The organism is Luteimonas sp. TWI662, assembly GCF_039673825.1.
GTDB lineage: Bacteria > Pseudomonadota > Gammaproteobacteria > Xanthomonadales > Xanthomonadaceae > Luteimonas.
The window spans coordinates 1-15,953 of record NZ_JBDJMI010000009.1 but is presented as its reverse complement, the minus strand read 5'-3'; the positions used below and the strand labels follow the sequence as shown (position 1 = coordinate 15,953).

Genomic DNA, 15,953 nt, shown 5'->3' with positions numbered 1-15,953 from the left:
AGGACGCGTTGCCGATCCTGCGCTATGAAGTTATAAAAAACAACTATGAAGTTAGAAAAAGAAACTGAAATAACCCAGGCGATGGCGGGCCGCTGGTACGACGACGCCTGCGGCGCGGCGCTCGCGCTGGAACTCGTCGGCGAGCGTTGGGCGCTGCTGGTGATCCGTGAACTGATGTTCGGCCCGCGCCGCTTTTCCGATCTCAAGGCCGACCTCACCGGGATTAGCGCGAACGTGCTGACGCAGCGGCTGGCGGGGTTGGAACGCATCGGCGTGCTGCGCAAATGCCAGCTGCCGCCGCCGGCTCGGGTGCAGGCCTACGAACTGACGGCCTGGGGCTACGAGGCCGAGCCGATCTTCCAGGTGCTGGGCCGTTGGGCGGTACGTTCGCCGCTGCACGACCCGACGCGGCCGCTGTCGGCGGTCTCGACGATGCTGTCGCTGCGGACGATGCTGCGGCCCGATCGTGCGCCGCTGACGATGTCGGTGGCCTTCCGCTTTCCCGGCAGTGCCTTCATCGGCCGGCTGACTTCAGCGGGGCTGGCGATCGAGCGCGGCGACTCCGATAGCGTGGATGTCGTATTCGAGACCGAGACGACCACGGCCTTCGCCGGTCTGGTCTATGGCGGCCTGTCGTTCGACGAGGCCGAAGCCGCGGGCGCGCTGCGCCTGAGCGGTGACCGCGCGCTGGCCGCGCAGTTCATCGGCTGCTTCGCGCTGCCCGACAAGATCGAGGCACGCGCCCGGTAGCGCGGGCGTCAGTCAACGCTTGTTGGTCCGTTGGTCCGCCCGGTGCGCGGGTCACCACCGGCGGTGGGGGCCAGGACGCGCCGCAGGCTCAGCCTGCGGCGCTGCCCACAGCCGGTGTGGCAGCCACCGCCAGATCCGACCAGCGTGCCAGCACGGCGGCACGAATGCCGGCGACATCGAGTCCGGCCTCGGCCAGCAGATCCTCGCGGCTGGCGTGGTGCTGGAACGCATCGGGCAGGCCCAGGTGCAGGACCGGCAGCGCGATGCCCTCGGCGTTGAGCAGTTCGGCCACGCCCGAACCGGCGCCCCCGGCCACGACGTTGTCCTCCAGTGTCACGAAGCCGTCGTGCGACCGCGCGAGCTCGAGTACGAGCGCACGATCGAGCGGGCGAACGAAACGCATGTTGACGATCGTCAGGTCCAACTCGGTGGCGACGACCTCGGCGGCCGGCACGATGGCGCCGAAGGCGAGCAGGGCGATGCGGCGGCCTTGCCGGCGGATCTGCGCCTGCCCGATCGGCAGCGTCTCCAGGCCGGGCGCGATCTCGGCGCCGGGGCCGGTGCCGCGCGGGTAGCGCACCGCGGCCGGGCCCTCATAGCGGAATCCTGTGGTGAGCATGCGCCGGGCCTCGTCCTCGTCGGCGGGCGCCATGACGACCATGTTCGGCACACAGCGCAGGAAGCTCAGGTCGAGATTGCCCGCATGCGTGGCGCCGTCCGGTCCGACGACACCGCCGCGATCGATCGCGAACAGCACGTCGAGGTTCTGCACCGCGACGTCGTGCACCAGCTGGTCGTAGGCGCGCTGCAGGAAGGTCGAGTAGATCGCCACGACCGGCTTGGCGCCTTCGCAGGCCATGCCCGCGGCCAGCGTCACCGCGTGCTGCTCGGCGATCGCGGTGTCGAAATAGCGCTCGGGATATTCCTTCGAGAACCGCACCAGGCCCGAGCCCTCGCGCATCGCCGGGGTGATGCCCAGCAGGCGGTCGTCGGCGGCCGCCATGTCGCACAGCCAGTCGCTGAAGACATCGGTGTAGGCCGGCTTCTTCGCACCGCCCTTGGCGACCACGCCTGTGCTCGGGTCGAACGGCGACACGGCGTGGTAGCCGATCTGGTCGCCCTCGGCGAGCTCATAGCCCTTGCCCTTGGTCGTGATCACGTGCAGCAGCTGCGGCCCCTTGAGACCGCGCAGCGTCTTGAGCGCGCCCACCAACGCTTTCACGTCATGGCCGTCAATGGGTCCGGTGTAGTGGAAGCCCATCTCCTCGAACAGCGTGGACGGCACGAACATGCCCTTCCAGTGTTCTTCCCAGCGGCGCACGAACTTCGCCGTCGGGTTGTTCTTGTCGCCAAGCAGCTTCTTGCCGCCTTCGCGCAGGGCATTGAGCGTGCGGCTGCCGGTCATGCGGCCGAGCATCTGGGTCAGGCCACCGACCGCCTCGCTGATCGACATGCGGTTGTCGTTGAGCACCACCAGCAGGTCGGGCTCGGGCTCCATGCCGCCGGCGTGGTTGAGCGCCTCGTAAGCCATGCCGGCGGTCATCGCGCCGTCGCCGATCACCGCGACCACGCGGCGCTCGTTGCCGGCGTGCGCGTTGGCGATGGCCATGCCCAGCGCGGCCGAGATCGACGTGCTCGAGTGGCCCACCCCGAAGGTGTCGAACTCCGATTCCTCGCGCTTGGGGAACGGCGCCACGCCATCCTTCTGCTTGACCGTATGGATGCGGTCGCGGCGGCCGGTGAGGATCTTGTGCGGGTAGGTCTGGTGGCCGACGTCCCAGACGATGCGGTCTTCGGGCGTCTCGTACAGGTAGTGCAGCGCGGTCGTGAGCTCGATCACGCCCAGCCCGGCGCCGAAGTGGCCCCCGCTGCGGCCGACGGACTCGATCAGGTAGGCGCGCAGCTCGTCGGCGATCGCCGGCAGTTCGCTCTCGTCGAACTGGCGCAGGTCGGACGGCGCGTCGATGCGCGCAAGGCGCGGGTAGCGCGAGGAATCGATCATTTGCGCATTGTAAGGCCTGGCCCCGTCCGGGCGTCATGCCGCAGTCACGCACGCGCCGGGCGACGCCCCGCGTATTGTGGGGTCACCCGGTGGACAGGCCGATGCGACACGCGGGGCGTCAACGCGCCGCGCCGATGCCCGTGTCCCCTTCAGATGACGGCGCGCGGGCCGCGGCGGGGCAGGTGGGCGCTCAGAAAGCTCATCTGGTCGGCAAGAATGTTGCGGTTGCTCAGGATCAGGTGCTCGATCCAGCTCGGCCGGAAAGGCACTGCCAGCAGCGGCATGCCGGCCTGTTGCGGCGTGCGCCCGCCCTTGCGGGAATTGCAGGCCACGCAGGCCGAGACCACGTTCTCCCAGATGTCGAGCCCGCCCTGGGACAGCGGGGCGACATGGTCGCGGGTCAGCGACTGGCGCCCGACCTGGCGGCCGCAGTACAGGCACAGGTGATGGTCGCGGGCGAACAGCGCGGGATTGGTCAAGGTCGGGGTCGGATCGATCGCGCTGGCGCGGGCATGGCTGCGGCCGGCGATGATCGGGTGCAGGTCCAGCCGGCTGCGGTGGCCGGTCGCCCGGCACAGCCCGCCCAGCACCGTGATGCACGGATCGCCGAGCGTCCAGGCCACCGCGTCGCGCGCGTAAAGACACGCCGCATCCTGCCAGCTGATCCAGTTCAATGCCCGGCCATGCGCGTCGAGGGCAAGCAGACGCACGCCGGCAGTGTGGGGGCGGGGGGCGGAATCGAACGCCGATGCTTCGGCGACCGGCGCCGGATCGGAACCGGTGGGGACGAGGCGAGGGCGCGCGCAGTCGGTCTCCATCGGGAATCGAGCATATACCCGAACTGTGACGGTTTGTGCAAGGCGCGCGCCGGCTGGATCGTGGAGGCGCCGCAGGTCAACGGGCCGGGCGCGCCACTGGCTGTATCAGCGCAGTGGCGCGCCCGGCCTGGGTCAGCTGTCGAAGGCCTCGTCGGCCAGCGACAACAGCGGTGCCGGGCCGCTTTCGATCGCCGCGGCGTGCGCCAGCGTGCGCGGCAGCAGACGCGCGAAATAGAACCGCGCGGTCTCGCGCTTGCCGGCCTTGAACGTCTCCGACCGCGACGAGGCGTCGGCGACGGCCACGCTGCGCGCCCACCAGTACGCCAGGGCGACGTAGCCGGAGAAGAACAGGTAATCGTGCGCGGCGGCGCCGATCTCCTCGGGGTCGGCCGCTGCGCGCTCGGCGATGGCGCGGGTGAGCGCCTGCCATTGCGCGGCCTTCTCGCGCAGCGGCCCGACGAACTCGGCCAGTTGCGCATCGCCTTCGTGCTCGCTGCAGAAAGCCTCGATCATGCCCAGGAACACACGCAGCCCTGCGCCCTGCAACTGCAGCACCTTGCGGCCCACCAGGTCCAGCGCCTGGATGCCGGTGGTGCCCTCGTAGAGCGTGGTGATGCGCGCATCGCGCGCCAGTTGCTCCATGCCGTGCTCGGCGATATAGCCGTGGCCGCCGAAGCACTGCAGCGCGTGATAGGTGCACTCGTTGCCCCACTCGGTGAGGCAGGCCTTGACGATCGGGGTCAGGAAGCCGAGCAGGTCGTCGGCCTGGCGGCGCGCGGTCTCGTCGCCGGCGCCGTGCGCCGCATCGACCAGCGAGCCGGCGTGGTAGGCGAGTAGGCGGCCGCCCTCGGTCAGCGCCTTGCAGGTCAGCAACATGCGGCGCACGTCGGGCTGCACCAGGATCGGGTCGGCTGGCTTGCTGGGCAACTTGGGGCCGGACAGCGACCGCGACTGCAGGCGCTCGCGTGCATAGCGCAATGCGTTCTCGTAAGCGCGCGTCGCCAGGCCCAGGCCCTGCACGCCGACGCCCAGGCGCGCGGTATTCATCATGGTGAACATCGCCAGCAGACCCTTGTGCGGCTGGCCGACCAGCCAGCCCTCGGCGCCGTCGAAGTTCATCACGCACGTTGCCGAGCCGTGGATGCCCATCTTGTGCTCGACCGCGCCGCAGCGCACCGCGTTGCGCGCGCCGAGCGTGCCGTCGCGCCCGACCTTGACCTTGGGCACGACGAACAGCGAGATCCCCTTGCTGCCGGCCGGCGCATCAGGCAGGCGCGCCAACACCAGGTGGATGATGTTGTCGGTCAGGTCGTGCTCGCCGGCGGTGATGAAGATCTTCGTGCCGGTGATCGCATAGGCGCCGTCGGCCGCAGGCTCGGCGCGCGTCTTGAGCAGGCCGAGGTCGGTGCCGCAGTGCGGCTCGGTCAGGCACATCGTGCCGGTCCAGGTGCCGGCGATCAGCGGCTTGAGGAAGACTTCCTTCTGCCACGCCTCGCCGTGGTGGTGCAAGGCGTTGACCGCGCCGTGCGAGAGCAACGGGAAATTGCTCCAGGCCAAGTTGGCCGCATCGATCATCTCCTCCAGGCAGATGCCGACCGTGTGCGGCATGTTCATGCCGCCGAACTCGGCCGGTGCACTCATGCCGGTCCAGCCGCCTTGCGCGAACTGGTCGTAGGCGTCCTTGAACCCGTCGGGCGTGGTCACCGCACCGGTGGCCTTGTCGTAGCGCACGCCCTGCTCGTCGCCGATGCGGTTGAGCGGTGCGAGCACGGTCTCGCACAGCCGGGCGCACTCGTCGAGCACCGCATCGACCGTCTCGCGGTTGGCGTCCTCGAAGCCCAGGGCGGCGAACAGGGACTCGACCTGCAGCACATCGTGCAGCGCGAAGCGGATATCGGTCAGCGGGGCGTGGTAGGTGCTCATGGCATCGGCTCTTGCAAAAGGAGGGCGGGCACGCGATGCGTGCGCGGCTGGACGTGCGCCGGGATCAGCGCAGCACGCCGGGCAGGCCCGGCACGGGGCTGAGCGCGCTGTCGCGGCGGACGGTGTAGTCGCGGGCGGCGCCGCGGTCGTTGGGGGCGGCGCGCAGCGTGCCGTCGATGCGATAGGGCAGGCCGCGTCCGGCAGCCAGCGCATCGGCCGTCTGCAGCCGCGCCTGCGCGCTGGGCGCGAACGCCAGCGTGAGCACATCGGCCGCCTCCGGCCCGATCGTGATCGGCGTCGAGGACGCCAGCGTGCCGGCCGCGTCGCCGCCGACCGTCAGGTCGAGCCGGATCGACTCGAAGCGCATCGGCACGCTGCTGTAGTTCTGCACCCGCAGGTCCACCGACCAACTGCCATCGGCCGCAACGCTCAGCTGCTGGATGCTCGCCGCCGGCTCGGAGACCCGGCGCGGCGTGGTGGCGCAGGCCGCGACCACGCAGGTCGCCAGCAGGATCGTCAGCAACTTCCACGGCTTCATCGCAGCGCTCCGTCGAGGGTGGGCCCACGATGTTAACGCGTCGCCGCACCCGGCCGATGCCTGGTCGAGCCGCCGTCGAAAAGGGACGGTCACGAAACGGTTGCCGTTCTGCGGCGCGCCCCGTATCATGCGCGTCCCGCAGTGGCCGGGTAGCTCAGTTGGTAGAGCAGGGGATTGAAAATCCCCGTGTCGGGGGTTCGATTCCCTCCCCGGCCACCATTGCGTCACGGAAAAGCCCGCAGAAATGCGGGCTTTCTCGTTTCTGGACTTGGCCGCTCAGGACCTGGCGCTGCCGCCGTGCTTCAAGCACACCTGATTGCAGGCGTGGCGACTCTAGAGTTGCACATCGATACAGGGAAGCGCCTGCGCTGATGTTGAAGGCGACTCGAAGGGGGTGCGTTCGACCGGATTGCTGACGCGCCTGCGCGTCTTGCACCGAGGCGTTGCGACATTCGGTGGCGCAATTCCTTCAGGATCGGCCGATGGCGCTGCAAGATTGCGCGCCTCCTTGATTCTTCAGGGAGGCGGATAGACGCAGTGTCAGCTTAATCGGCAGAAGGCGGCGCTCGATACAGTTTCTTTATGTTCCTACCTAAGCGGGTGCCTGGCCGCGCGACCTCGCAGGGTTTGCTTCCTGAAGCCGGGCGTGGCAATGGCCCTGCGCCGAGAGTAGGATTGAATCCTATTCGATAGTTCAGGTGGTCGCCATGCGTTCGACCCAGCAGTTCAGCATCACGCTCCCCAATGAGATGGCCGACTTGGTCAAGGCCAAGGTCGCTGCCGGCGAGTACGCGACGGAGAGCGAGGTGATCCGGGATGGCTTGCGCACGCTGCTGGCCCGCGATCGGGCGATGGAGGCGTGGTTGCGCGAGCAGGTGGTGCCGGTGGCCCAAGCCTTGAAGGACGCCCCGGGACGCGCGTTGTCAGTTGGCCAGGCCCGTGAGCACCTAACAGAGAAGCGCCGGCGCCGCGCATGAGCCACCGGGTCGAGTTCGCTCCGGAGGCGGTGGCCCAACTCGCTGCGATCGAGGAGTACATCATCAATGCCGGGGCACCTGCTTCGGCCGTCCGCTACGTCGACGCCATCGTCGCCTACTGCGAGAGCTTGGAGACGTTTCCGGAGCGGGGAACAAAGCGAGACGACCTGTTTCCGGGCCTTCGGATCACGAGCTACCGTGGCGCAGCTGTGATTGCGTTCCTTGTAGATGCCGAACGGGAAGTGGTCTCGATCCTCGGCGTGTTCTACGGCGGTCAGGATTATGAGGGGATGTGGCTGCTCGACGGCTAACGGCGGCAGTGTCATAGCAGCCCTGCGACCCAATGACACGGCCTGAGCGTCACCCGATAATCCGCGCTTCGCTGCCGCCCGGCGGCTGAAGGACAATGCGCATGCACGCAGTCACCACCATGGAAGTGTTCCTGATCGCGATGGCGATCATCTTCTGTGCGCCGTTCCTGATCTGGCGCCTGGGGCGCACGGACTACTTCGCGCCGCTGGTGGTGGTGCAGATCCTGACCGGCATCGTGCTTGGACCGGGGATTCTGGGCGCCGCATTTCCGGGCTACTACACCTTCGTGTTCCGGCCGGAGGTGGTGCAGATCCTCAACGGGCTGGGCGCCTGGGCGGTGATGCTGTTCGTGCTCATCGCGGGGATCGAGCTCGATCTGAGCAAGGCGTGGGTCAACCGCCGCGAGAGCGGCATCACCGCGGGCCTGGCGCTGGGCGTGCCGCTGGTGTTCGGCGTGCTGGCGGCCTTCGGGCTGCTGCGTTTTCCGGGCTGGATTGGCGCTGAGGGCGCGGACTGGCAGTTCGTCGTCGGCGTGGGCATGGCCTGCGCGGTGACGGCGTTGCCGATCCTGATCCTGCTGATGGAGAAGCTCGCCATCCTGCGCCAGCCGGTCGGGCAACGCATCCTGCGCTACGCCAGCCTCGACGACATCGCCATCTGGGGCGTGCTGGCCCTGGTGCTGCTCGACTGGGAGCGCATCGGGCGCCAGGTCGGGTTCCTGCTGGCGTTCGCGGTCGCCTGCGTGGTGTTCCGGCGCCTGATGCGGGCGATTCCCGAACGCGACCGCTGGTACGTAATGCTGATCTGGCTGGCTGTGTGCGCGTTCGGCGCCGACTGGTCGGGCCTGCACTACATGGTCGGCGCGTTCCTGGCGGGCGTGGTGATCGATGCGGACTGGTTCGATCAGCAGGACATGGATCGGCTGCGGCACAACGTGCTGCTGGTGATGATGCCCGTGTTCTTTCTCAGCACCGGCCTGCGCACCGAATGGAGCGTCGGCGGCGCCACGGTCTTCGTCGCCGCGTTGGTCCTGCTGGTGGCCTCGGTGGCGGGCAAGCTCGCTGGCGTGCATCTGGCCGGCCGCTTGCTCAAGTGGGCGCCCGGCGAAGCCTCGTTGATCGGCTGGCTGCTGCAGACCAAGGCGCTGATCATGATCATCTTCGCCAACATCCTGCTCGACAAGGCCATCATCTCGAGTGCGACGTTCACCGCGCTGCTGCTGATGGCGGTGATGAGCACGATGCTCACGATCCCGATGGCCACGCCGCGCCTGCGCGCGCTGGGGATGGGCAGGTAGGTGCCGAGGACCTCAGGCCGGCAGCCCGCCGGCCGCTGAACGCCGCCCCGCCGGGGTCTGGATTGCCGCACAGGCGGGCGCATGATCGGTGACCGATACCGCGCGAGATCGAAGGAGGTTACGTATGCGCCGCCATTCCGCCCCATTCGCTGCCGCGCTGGTCGCCGCGCTGACGCTCGGTGCCTGCGCCAGTCCCGGGCTCCGCGACACCGAGAAGTACGCGCTCTACGACGCGCATGCCGGTGCGCCGGTCGACCATTTCCGCTACCTGGGCCAGATCAACGGTTGGACGCCGTTGGGCGACAGCGCGCTCGCGGTCTGGACGCGTCCGGGCGAGGCCTTTCTGCTCGACCTGTCGGGGCCGTGCCAGGATCTGGACTACACGCCGGCGATCGGGTTGACCAGCACCATGAGCCGGGTCGATGCGCGGTTCGACAAGGTGCTGGTGTACAGCCGCAGTGCGATCAGCATGCCCTGTCATATTCGGCAGATCCGGCCGCTCGACGTCAAGGCGGTGCGTGCGGCCGAAAAGCACAACCGCGAGGGTGGGCCCTCGCTCGACCGGCCGTCCGATACGTCGACGCCGGCCGCTCAGCCTTCCGATTCGGGCACGTAGCCCATCGGGCGGTCGGTCTGCCGCTCGAACAGATACTTGCGCATCTCGCCTTCGAGGAAGGCGCGGTGCTTGGGGTCGAGCGGCGAGAGCCGGTTTTCGTTGATCAGCATGGTCTGGTGCGCCAGCCAGCGCGCCCAGGCCGGCTTGCCGATGCTGGCGAAGACCTGCTTGCCCAGTTCGCCAGGCCAGGGGATGAAATCCAGGCCCTCGGTCTCGGTCTGGTCGTGGACGCAGTGGACGCGTCGGCTCATGTCAGTCCTCCAGCGCAACGCGCGGCGACAGCAGCAGCGTGCGGATCGGTGCGGGAATGCCGAGCGTCGCGAGTTCGTCGCGGGCCACCCAGCGCAGGTCGTCATTGTCGCGCACGGCGCGGCGCGGGGCGAGGCCGGCCCAGTGCAGCGGATGCAGTTGCAACCGGTAATGGGTGAAGCCGTGATGCACGGTCTGCAGCCTGCGCGGCGCGTCGCGGTCGCCGGCGTCGATCACGTCCGGCGCATGCGCATCCAGCCAGGCCAGTGCGGCGTCGGCATCCTCGCCCTGCGGCAACGACCACAGCGCGGCCCACACCCCGGTCGGCGGCCGGCGGTGCAGCAGCACGCGGCCATCGCGGTCCTCGAGCAGCAGCACGGTCGCTTCGCGCTCAGGCAGTGTCTTGGTCGGCTTGGGTGTGGGCAGTTCCTCGACCCGGCCCTGGGCGAACGCCACGCAGTCGTCGTTGATCGGGCACAGCAGACAGGCCGGCGAATGGCGCGTGCACAGGGTGGCGCCGAAATCCATCTGCGCCTGGGTGTAATCGGCCATTCGCGCCTGCGGCAGCAGTGTGTCGGCGATCGCCCACAGCGTCTTCTCGACCTTGGGCAGGCCGGGCCAGCCGGAAACGCCATGGTGACGCGCGAGCACGCGCTTGACGTTGCCGTCGAGAATCGCGAAGCGGTCGCCCCAGGCCTGCGACAGGATTGCCGCCGCAGTGCTGCGGCCGATGCCGGGCAGTGCGAGCAGCGCGTCGAAGTCGCGCGGCAGCTCGCCGTCGTGCCGTTCGACGCAGGTCTGGGCGGCGGCCTGCAGGTTGCGCGCGCGGGCGTAGTAGCCCAGCCCCGACCACAGCGCGAGGACATCGTCGCGCGGGGCGGCGGCCAGCGCGCGCACGTCGGGCAGTGCGGCGACGAACCGCTCGAAGTACGGAATCACCACCCGCACCTGGGTCTGCTGCAGCATGATCTCCGACAGCCACACCCGGTACGGCGTGCGCGGATGCTGCCAGGGCAGGTCGTGGCGGCCGTGGACGTCGAACCAGGCCAGCAGGCGGGCGGCGTAGGACGTCGTCATCGCGCGTCGCCGTCATCGACGTCGATTTCGACGCCCTCGAGCGTCGCACCGGGCACCTCGAGGCAATCGATCCGCAGTTGCCCGCGCAGCGGCGGCAGCGGCGTGCCGCTGTCGAGCGCATCGAGCCAGCGCAGCACCTCGGGCACCCTTGCGCTGCCGTCAAAACGCGCGCCGGCATGGGCCACGCGCAGCGACAGCGGCGCGCCCAGCGTCGCAGGTCCGGTATAGCGGATCGAGAACGGCAGCGGGCCGTCGGCCTGCGACAACGGGGCCGGCAACGCGGGCCAGCCCGCCGGCCAATGCGCGATGCGGCCGTCGAGTGCGATCTCCAGCACGTCGTCGTGTGCGATGCGGCCACCGGCGGAGAAAGTCGGAACGACGCCGTCGGCGCGGGTCGCCAGCCCGATCGGCGCCAAGACCAGGCGTCCGTCCGCCAACGCCATCCGACCTTGCAGGCCGAACGCGAACGGCAGGTCGGTGCCTTCGGCACGCCAGCGCGCGTCCATCGCCACGCGCAGCGGCGCGAGCGTCAGGCCGGGCGCATCGGGCTCGACGCGCGTTGCGTCGAGCGCGAGCCGGGTGTCGAGCCGCCCGTCGCCGCCGTCGACCGACAGCGTGCCGCGCGCCTCGATGCGGGAGAAGTCGAGCGGACGGTCGGTGCGCAGCCGCAGGCGGAACGGGATACGCAACGCATCGACGATCGCGGTGCCCGCAACCTGACCGGCCAACGCGCGCTCGGCGTGCAGCGACGGGACATCGAGGGTCAGCCCCTCGATACGCCAGCCCTCGGCGTCGAGCCTGCCGTCGCGCACGTGCAGGCCGTCGGTGAACGGGGGCAGGGCACCGTCGCCCGGCGGCCGCGTGTCGAGCCAGTGCAGCAGCATCGGCAGTTGCAGCTGTGGCCCGTCGAGTTCGACGCGTGCGATCTCCAGATCGGCGCCGCGGCTGCGGATGGTCTTCCACGGCAGCGCCAGCAGCACGCGTCGGGCCTGCAGCATCGGCGCCTGGGTGCCGGGGACGCGCACGGTCACGTCGTGGACCACCAGTTGCGGGGTGCCGCGCAGGCGGTAATCGACGGCGCCGTCGAAACGGATCGACAGGCCCAGCGCGGGCTCCAGCCGTGCGAGCGCCAGACGCAATGCGCGCTCGGGCGGCAGCAGCAGCCAGATCGCGGCAATGCCGGCCGCGAGCAGAACCGCGATGCCCATCAGCCATTTCAGCCCGCGCCGACGGCGGCGCGGCGGCACCGGCGCGGCCGGCGCCTGCCCCGAGGCGCTCACGTCCCGAGCGTCTCCGGCAGCATCGCGTCGACGAAGGCCTGGGCATCGAACACGCGCAGGTCCTCGGGGCGTTCGCCGATGCCGGCGAAGCGGATCGGGATGCCGAACTCGCGTGCCAGCGCGAACAGCACGCCGCCCTTGGCGGTACCGTCGAGCTTGGTCACGACCAGGCCGGTGACCTGGACCGCGGCATTGAACTGCCGCAACTGCGACAGCGCGTTCTGGCCGGTGGTGCCGTCGATGACCATCAGCACCTCATGCGGCGCGGCGGCATCGATCTTGCCGAGCACGCGGCGGATCTTGCCCAGCTCGCCCATCAGGCCTTGTTGGGTGTGCAGGCGGCCGGCGGTGTCGGCGATGAGGACATCGATGCCGCGCGACTTGGCGGCCTGCAGCGCATCGAACGCGACCGCGGCCGGGTCGGCGTCCTGGCCCTGGGCGACCACGGCGACGTTGTTGCGCTCGCCCCAGGCCTTGAGCTGGGCGACCGCGGCGGCGCGGAAGGTGTCGCCGGCGGCCAGCATCAGGCCGTGGCCCTCGTCCTTGAAACGCTTGGCGAGCTTGCCGATGGTCGTGGTCTTGCCCACGCCGTTGACGCCGACGGTAAGGATCACGAACGGCTTGGCGGCCCGGTCGATCGTCAGCGGCGTGGCGACCGGGGTCAGCATTGCGACCAGATCGGCGCGCAGTGCCTGCAGCAGCGCATTGGCGTCGGCGAACGCGCGCGCCTTCATGCGCTTGCGCAGGGATTCGACCAGCTCGGTGCTCGCCGCCACGCCGACATCGGCGGTCAGCAGTGCGGTTTCGATCTCGTCGAGCAGATCGTCGTCGAGCTTGGGATTGCGCGAGAACAGGCCGCCGAAACTGCGGGCGAAGGTGCTGCCGCTCAGCCGCTCGCGCCAGCCCGACTTGCCGGCCGCGGCGGCGGGCTTGGTCGCGAACACGACCTCGGCCATCGCTGCGGCCGGGTCGTAGATCGCAGGGCGTGGCGGCGGTGGCGGTGCCACCGGCGCGGGCATCGGCGCGAGCGCATCGGCGGCAGCAGGCGAGGCGGTCGGCGCGATCGGCGTCGCGGTCGCGGCAATCGATGTGTCAGGTGCAGGCGTCGGCGCGGCAGGCGTGGCCGGGATGGGCGCCGACGGAGCCGCAGGCACTGCCAAGGGCGCTGCCGCCGGCGCGGGCGCGACATCCGTGGAGGGCGTCGGGGCTTCGACCGGTGGCGTGGCCGTCGGCGCGCCGAACGCAGCGGCGATCTCCTCGTCGGTGAGGCGGCGCCGGCCGCCCTCGGATTGGGGTTTGTCGCGCTTGAACCAGCTGACCATGCGGCCGTCGGAGCCTGGATGGGGGAGAATGGCGCGCATGGTATCACCCGTATTTTCCACGCCCCGTTCAGCGGGGCGCCGATGAAACCGTCCTCCGGCAGGGTCCGCATCGTCGGCGGTCGCTGGCGCGGCACGCGGCTGGACGTGCCCGACGCGCCCGGCCTGCGTCCGACCGGCGACCGCGTGCGCGAGACCCTGTTCAACTGGCTGCAGCCGGCATTGCCGGGCGCGCGCGTGGTCGATGCGTTCGCCGGCACCGGTGCGCTCGGGCTGGAGGCGGTTTCGCGTGGGGCGCACTCGGCGCTGTTGATCGAGCGCGACCCGGCCCTGGCCACCGCGTTGTCGGCGGTCGCCGCCCGGTTGCCCGGCGGCGACGCGGTCGAGGTCCGCCGTGGCGACGCGTTGCCGCTGCTTGCGGCACTGCCGGTGGCGGGCTTCGATATCGCCTTCGTCGATCCGCCGTTCGCCGCCGACCTGTGGGCGCCCGCGCTGGACGCGCTCGATGCCGCGCTCGCGCCTCAGGCCTGGCTGTATGTCGAGTCGCCGGTGGCACGGCCGGCGCAGCCGCCCGCCGGCTGGCGCCTGCATCGGGAACTGGCGACCCGCGAGGCGCATTGCGCGCTCTGGCGCCGCGGCGGCTGAACCGCGCTCGGCGCTGCTACACTTTGCGCCCGCGCCACGCCGCACCCCTGCCTCCCGACAGCGAACGTCAGCCATGAGTGCGAGTCGCAAACGCATCGCGGTGTATCCGGGCACCTTCGACCCGATCACCAACGGCCATGTCGACCTGGTCGACCGGGCGGCGCCGTTGTTCGAACGCCTGATCGTGGGCGTGGCCGAAAGCCCGGCTAAGCGCCCGGCGATGTCGCTCGACGAGCGCGTGTCGCTGGCGCGCGAGGCGCTGGCCCACCACGACAATATCGAAGTGCTCGGCTTCGACTCGCTGCTTGCGCATTTCGTCGCGCAGGTCGAGGCCGGCGTGCTGCTGCGCGGCTTGCGCGCGGTGTCGGACTTCGAGTACGAGTTCCAGCTGGCGAGCATGAACCGGCACCTCATTCCCGAGGTCGAGACGCTGTTCCTTACGCCGGCCGAGCAGTACGGCTTCATCTCCTCCACGCTGGTGCGCGAGATCTCGCGCCTCGGCGGCGACGTGTCGGGGTTCGTGCCCGCCGCGGTCGATCGCGCACTGCGCAACCACTCGCAACGCTGACGTTGCCCATCCAAACGCAAGAGAAACAAGAGGGAATGCCATGAAGTCCATCACCCGCGCGCTGCTGATCGCCTGCCTGGTCCTGCCAGTCATGGCCTGTGGCAAGAAGGAAGAACCCCAGCAGGCGCAGGCCGCGCCGGCCGCGGCCCCGACCACCGAGGACAAGGCGGCGTGGAATGCCTACCTCAACGAGGTCGCCAGCCGCCACATGGAAGGCATCAACAACTCGCCCTACGTCTACCTGGTGCCGCCGCCGCCGGCCAACATGACCGAGGCGCCGCCCGCCGACGCCCAGGCCCCGGCCGACGGCGAGGCCTCGGACCTGTCCACCCCGGTCGACGGCAACTACGAGCGCCTGCTCGACAAGGCCAAGCTGGACGTGGCCCGCGGCATCGTGCGCGGCAACCTGCTGATCTACGCCGGGCTGAACTCGGCGCGCACCGCCGACCTGACCGTCGCCTCGTTCGAGGAAGTCGAGCCGGGCACGATGAAGGGCGTGCGCGTGCTGTTCATCGGCGAGGAAGCCGACAACGCCCGCGTCAAGGCCGCCGTCGAGCCGGCTGGCGTTGAGTACGTGTTCGTCGACACCGCCAAGTAAGCATCGGGGCGCCGGCCCGGCCGGCGGTCCCGCGCCACACGACGCCGTCGTTGCCTTCCCGGCACGGCGGCGTCGCTGCTTCCGGGCCTGGCGAACACGCCACGCCCGTTGGGCGACCCGGTTCCAGCGATGGAACGCTGCGCGCCGCCGCACTCATTACAATGTGCGGATGTCCCTGAAGATCAATGCGCTCTGCGTCAACTGCGACGTCTGCGAGCCGGCGTGTCCGAACCAGGCGATTTCGCAGGGCGAAGAGATCTACGTGATCGATCCGGCGCGCTGCACCGAGTGCGTCGGACATTTCGACGAGCCGCAGTGCGTGGTCGTGTGCCCGGTGGAGTGCATCGATCCCGACCCCGACCTTCCCGAAACCCAGGCCGAGTTGCTGGCCAAGCTCGCGCGCCTGCAGCAGGAGTCGTCATGAGCCGTTTCCGTGTCTCCGCTGCCGGCCTGCCGGTGCTGCTGCTCTCGCTGCTGCTGTTGGCCGTCGCGCCGTCGTGCGCGCGCGACGTCCGCCCGCAGTCCGCACCGGTCGCGGCGCAGTCGCAGGCGACCCCGCCGGGCAACGCGGTCGCTTCGGCGCATGCGCTGGCCACCGAGGCCGGCCTGCAGGTGATGCGCGAAGGCGGTAACGCGTTCGACGCCGCGATCGCGACCTCGGCCGTGCTGTCGGTCGTCGAGCCGATCTCCTCGGGCCTGGGCGGCGGTGGTTTCTTCCTGCTGCACGATGCCGCCTCCGGGCGCGACGTGTTCATCGACGCGCGCGAGACCGCGCCGGCCAGCGCCCACCCCGATCGCTATCGGACCGCGGATGGCCAGTTCGACCGCGATCGTGCCGAGAACGGCCCCTGGTCGGCCGGCATTCCCGGTCTGCCGGCCGCGTTCGTGCACATTGCCGAGCGCTACGGCCGGCTGCCGCTGGCGCAGTCGCTGGCCCCCGCGCGCCCGCTAGCCCCCGCCGGCATACCCGGGAAATACCCGGTC

Annotated in this window: 18 protein-coding genes and 1 tRNA gene; 11 read left to right on the top strand and 8 right to left on the bottom strand. The window is 69.9% G+C overall.

The window, feature by feature from the left end; genetic code table 11:
- Positions 1–81 precede the first annotated feature (81 nt).
- Positions 82–750: a winged helix-turn-helix transcriptional regulator gene (locus tag ABE488_RS08165; protein ID WP_346443519.1), complete on the top strand. Its 669-nt coding sequence runs from the start codon at positions 82–84 to the stop codon at positions 748–750.
- Between the two features lie 88 nt (positions 751–838).
- Here ABE488_RS08165 and dxs read toward each other — a convergent pair whose 3' ends face one another.
- The 4 genes from dxs to ABE488_RS08145 all read right to left on the bottom strand — a co-directional run bounded on the left by dxs (position 839) and on the right by ABE488_RS08145 (position 6,031).
- Positions 839–2,752 carry a 1-deoxy-D-xylulose-5-phosphate synthase gene (dxs, locus tag ABE488_RS08160; protein ID WP_346447792.1) on the bottom strand — a complete coding sequence of 638 codons (1,914 nt, stop codon included), beginning with the start codon at positions 2,750–2,752 and terminating at the stop codon, positions 839–841.
- 149 nt (positions 2,753–2,901) lie between these two features.
- Positions 2,902–3,570: an HNH endonuclease gene (locus tag ABE488_RS08155; protein WP_346447790.1), complete on the bottom strand. Its 669-nt coding sequence runs from the start codon at positions 3,568–3,570 to the stop codon at positions 2,902–2,904.
- Between the two features lie 132 nt (positions 3,571–3,702).
- On the bottom strand, positions 3,703–5,493 hold the full coding sequence (locus ABE488_RS08150) for an acyl-CoA dehydrogenase C-terminal domain-containing protein (protein WP_346447788.1): 1,791 nt from the start codon (positions 5,491–5,493) through the stop codon (positions 3,703–3,705).
- Positions 5,494–5,557: 64 nt separating this feature from the next.
- The gene (locus tag ABE488_RS08145; protein ID WP_346447786.1) at positions 5,558–6,031 is read right to left on the bottom strand and encodes an LEA type 2 family protein; all 474 of its coding nucleotides are present in this window, start codon (positions 6,029–6,031) and stop codon (positions 5,558–5,560) included.
- A gap of 143 nt (positions 6,032–6,174) precedes the next feature.
- On the opposite strand from ABE488_RS08145, the gene ABE488_RS08140 reads away from it, so the two are divergent.
- The 5 genes from ABE488_RS08140 (at position 6,175) to ABE488_RS08120 (ending at position 9,233) form a co-directional block, all read left to right on the top strand.
- Positions 6,175–6,250, top strand: a tRNA-Phe gene (locus tag ABE488_RS08140).
- A gap of 488 nt (positions 6,251–6,738) precedes the next feature.
- Positions 6,739–7,008, top strand: a complete 270-nt coding sequence (locus ABE488_RS08135) for a type II toxin-antitoxin system ParD family antitoxin (protein WP_346443825.1) — start codon at positions 6,739–6,741, stop codon at positions 7,006–7,008.
- A complete protein-coding gene (locus tag ABE488_RS08130) occupies positions 7,005–7,319 on the top strand; it encodes a type II toxin-antitoxin system RelE/ParE family toxin (RefSeq protein ID WP_346447784.1) in 315 nt (104 codons plus the stop codon). The genes ABE488_RS08135 and ABE488_RS08130 overlap by 4 nt, the downstream gene beginning before the upstream one ends.
- Positions 7,320–7,420: 101 nt before the next feature.
- Positions 7,421–8,617 carry a cation:proton antiporter gene (locus ABE488_RS08125; RefSeq protein WP_346447782.1) on the top strand — a complete coding sequence of 399 codons (1,197 nt, stop codon included), beginning with the start codon at positions 7,421–7,423 and terminating at the stop codon, positions 8,615–8,617.
- A 124-nt stretch (positions 8,618–8,741) separates the two neighbouring features.
- A complete protein-coding gene (locus tag ABE488_RS08120; RefSeq protein WP_346443821.1) occupies positions 8,742–9,233 on the top strand; it encodes a DUF6491 family protein in 492 nt (163 codons plus the stop codon).
- Here the strand turns inward: ABE488_RS08120 and ABE488_RS08115 are convergent.
- The 4 genes from ABE488_RS08115 to ftsY are packed head-to-tail and all read right to left on the bottom strand — an operon-like array spanning position 9,209 to position 13,161.
- Positions 9,209–9,484, bottom strand: a complete 276-nt coding sequence (locus ABE488_RS08115) for an oxidative damage protection protein (protein ID WP_346443819.1) — start codon at positions 9,482–9,484, stop codon at positions 9,209–9,211. The two genes, ABE488_RS08120 and ABE488_RS08115, sit on opposite strands and share 25 nt — an antisense overlap.
- 1 nt (position 9,485) lies before the next feature.
- Complete coding sequence (gene mutY / locus ABE488_RS08110) at positions 9,486–10,559, bottom strand: A/G-specific adenine glycosylase (protein WP_346447780.1); 1,074 nt, start codon at positions 10,557–10,559, stop codon at positions 9,486–9,488.
- Positions 10,556–11,839: a hypothetical protein gene (locus ABE488_RS08105; protein WP_346447779.1), complete on the bottom strand. Its 1,284-nt coding sequence runs from the start codon at positions 11,837–11,839 to the stop codon at positions 10,556–10,558. Before ABE488_RS08105 ends, mutY begins: the two co-directional genes overlap by 4 nt.
- Complete coding sequence (ftsY, locus tag ABE488_RS08100; RefSeq protein ID WP_346447886.1) at positions 11,836–13,161, bottom strand: signal recognition particle-docking protein FtsY; 1,326 nt, start codon at positions 13,159–13,161, stop codon at positions 11,836–11,838. Before ftsY ends, ABE488_RS08105 begins: the two co-directional genes overlap by 4 nt.
- 81 nt (positions 13,162–13,242) lie before the next feature.
- On the opposite strand from ftsY, the gene rsmD reads away from it, so the two are divergent.
- From rsmD to ABE488_RS08075, 5 genes are all read left to right on the top strand, one after another.
- Entirely contained in the window at positions 13,243–13,803 is a 561-nt protein-coding gene (gene rsmD / locus ABE488_RS08095) for a 16S rRNA (guanine(966)-N(2))-methyltransferase RsmD (protein WP_346447777.1), read from the top strand.
- Positions 13,804–13,876: 73 nt separating this feature from the next.
- Positions 13,877–14,371, top strand: coding sequence for a pantetheine-phosphate adenylyltransferase (gene coaD / locus ABE488_RS08090; RefSeq protein ID WP_346443814.1), 495 nt, complete (start codon positions 13,877–13,879; stop codon positions 14,369–14,371).
- 40 nt (positions 14,372–14,411) lie between these two features.
- Positions 14,412–14,969, top strand: a complete 558-nt coding sequence (locus tag ABE488_RS08085; RefSeq protein WP_346447775.1) for a hypothetical protein — start codon at positions 14,412–14,414, stop codon at positions 14,967–14,969.
- Positions 14,970–15,138: 169 nt separating this feature from the next.
- A complete protein-coding gene (locus tag ABE488_RS08080) occupies positions 15,139–15,393 on the top strand; it encodes a YfhL family 4Fe-4S dicluster ferredoxin (protein WP_183425916.1) in 255 nt (84 codons plus the stop codon).
- The coding region (locus tag ABE488_RS08075; protein WP_346447774.1) for a gamma-glutamyltransferase at positions 15,390–15,953 on the top strand (564 nt) is incomplete at its 3' end. The genes ABE488_RS08080 and ABE488_RS08075, both read left to right, overlap by 4 nt.

What these genes read in the sequence shown, in the direction of transcription:
- ABE488_RS08165 (WP_346443519.1), top strand. Translation starts at nt 82, where the DNA reads ATGGCGGGCCGCTGGTACGACGACGCCTGCGGCGCGGCGCTCGCGCTG.
- dxs (WP_346447792.1), bottom strand. Translation starts at nt 2,752, where the DNA reads ATGATCGATTCCTCGCGCTACCCGCGCCTTGCGCGCATCGACGCGCCG.
- ABE488_RS08155 (WP_346447790.1), bottom strand. Translation starts at nt 3,570, where the DNA reads ATGGAGACCGACTGCGCGCGCCCTCGCCTCGTCCCCACCGGTTCCGAT.
- ABE488_RS08150 (WP_346447788.1), bottom strand. Translation starts at nt 5,493, where the DNA reads ATGAGCACCTACCACGCCCCGCTGACCGATATCCGCTTCGCGCTGCAC.
- ABE488_RS08145 (WP_346447786.1), bottom strand. Translation starts at nt 6,031, where the DNA reads ATGAAGCCGTGGAAGTTGCTGACGATCCTGCTGGCGACCTGCGTGGTC.
- ABE488_RS08135 (WP_346443825.1), top strand. Translation starts at nt 6,739, where the DNA reads ATGCGTTCGACCCAGCAGTTCAGCATCACGCTCCCCAATGAGATGGCC.
- ABE488_RS08130 (WP_346447784.1), top strand. Translation starts at nt 7,005, where the DNA reads ATGAGCCACCGGGTCGAGTTCGCTCCGGAGGCGGTGGCCCAACTCGCT.
- ABE488_RS08125 (WP_346447782.1), top strand. Translation starts at nt 7,421, where the DNA reads ATGCACGCAGTCACCACCATGGAAGTGTTCCTGATCGCGATGGCGATC.
- ABE488_RS08120 (WP_346443821.1), top strand. Translation starts at nt 8,742, where the DNA reads ATGCGCCGCCATTCCGCCCCATTCGCTGCCGCGCTGGTCGCCGCGCTG.
- ABE488_RS08115 (WP_346443819.1), bottom strand. Translation starts at nt 9,484, where the DNA reads ATGAGCCGACGCGTCCACTGCGTCCACGACCAGACCGAGACCGAGGGC.
- mutY (WP_346447780.1), bottom strand. Translation starts at nt 10,559, where the DNA reads ATGACGACGTCCTACGCCGCCCGCCTGCTGGCCTGGTTCGACGTCCAC.
- ftsY (WP_346447886.1), bottom strand. Translation starts at nt 13,161, where the DNA reads ATGGTCAGCTGGTTCAAGCGCGACAAACCCCAATCCGAGGGCGGCCGG.
- rsmD (WP_346447777.1), top strand. Translation starts at nt 13,243, where the DNA reads ATGAAACCGTCCTCCGGCAGGGTCCGCATCGTCGGCGGTCGCTGGCGC.
- coaD (WP_346443814.1), top strand. Translation starts at nt 13,877, where the DNA reads ATGAGTGCGAGTCGCAAACGCATCGCGGTGTATCCGGGCACCTTCGAC.
- ABE488_RS08085 (WP_346447775.1), top strand. Translation starts at nt 14,412, where the DNA reads ATGAAGTCCATCACCCGCGCGCTGCTGATCGCCTGCCTGGTCCTGCCA.
- ABE488_RS08080 (WP_183425916.1), top strand. Translation starts at nt 15,139, where the DNA reads ATGTCCCTGAAGATCAATGCGCTCTGCGTCAACTGCGACGTCTGCGAG.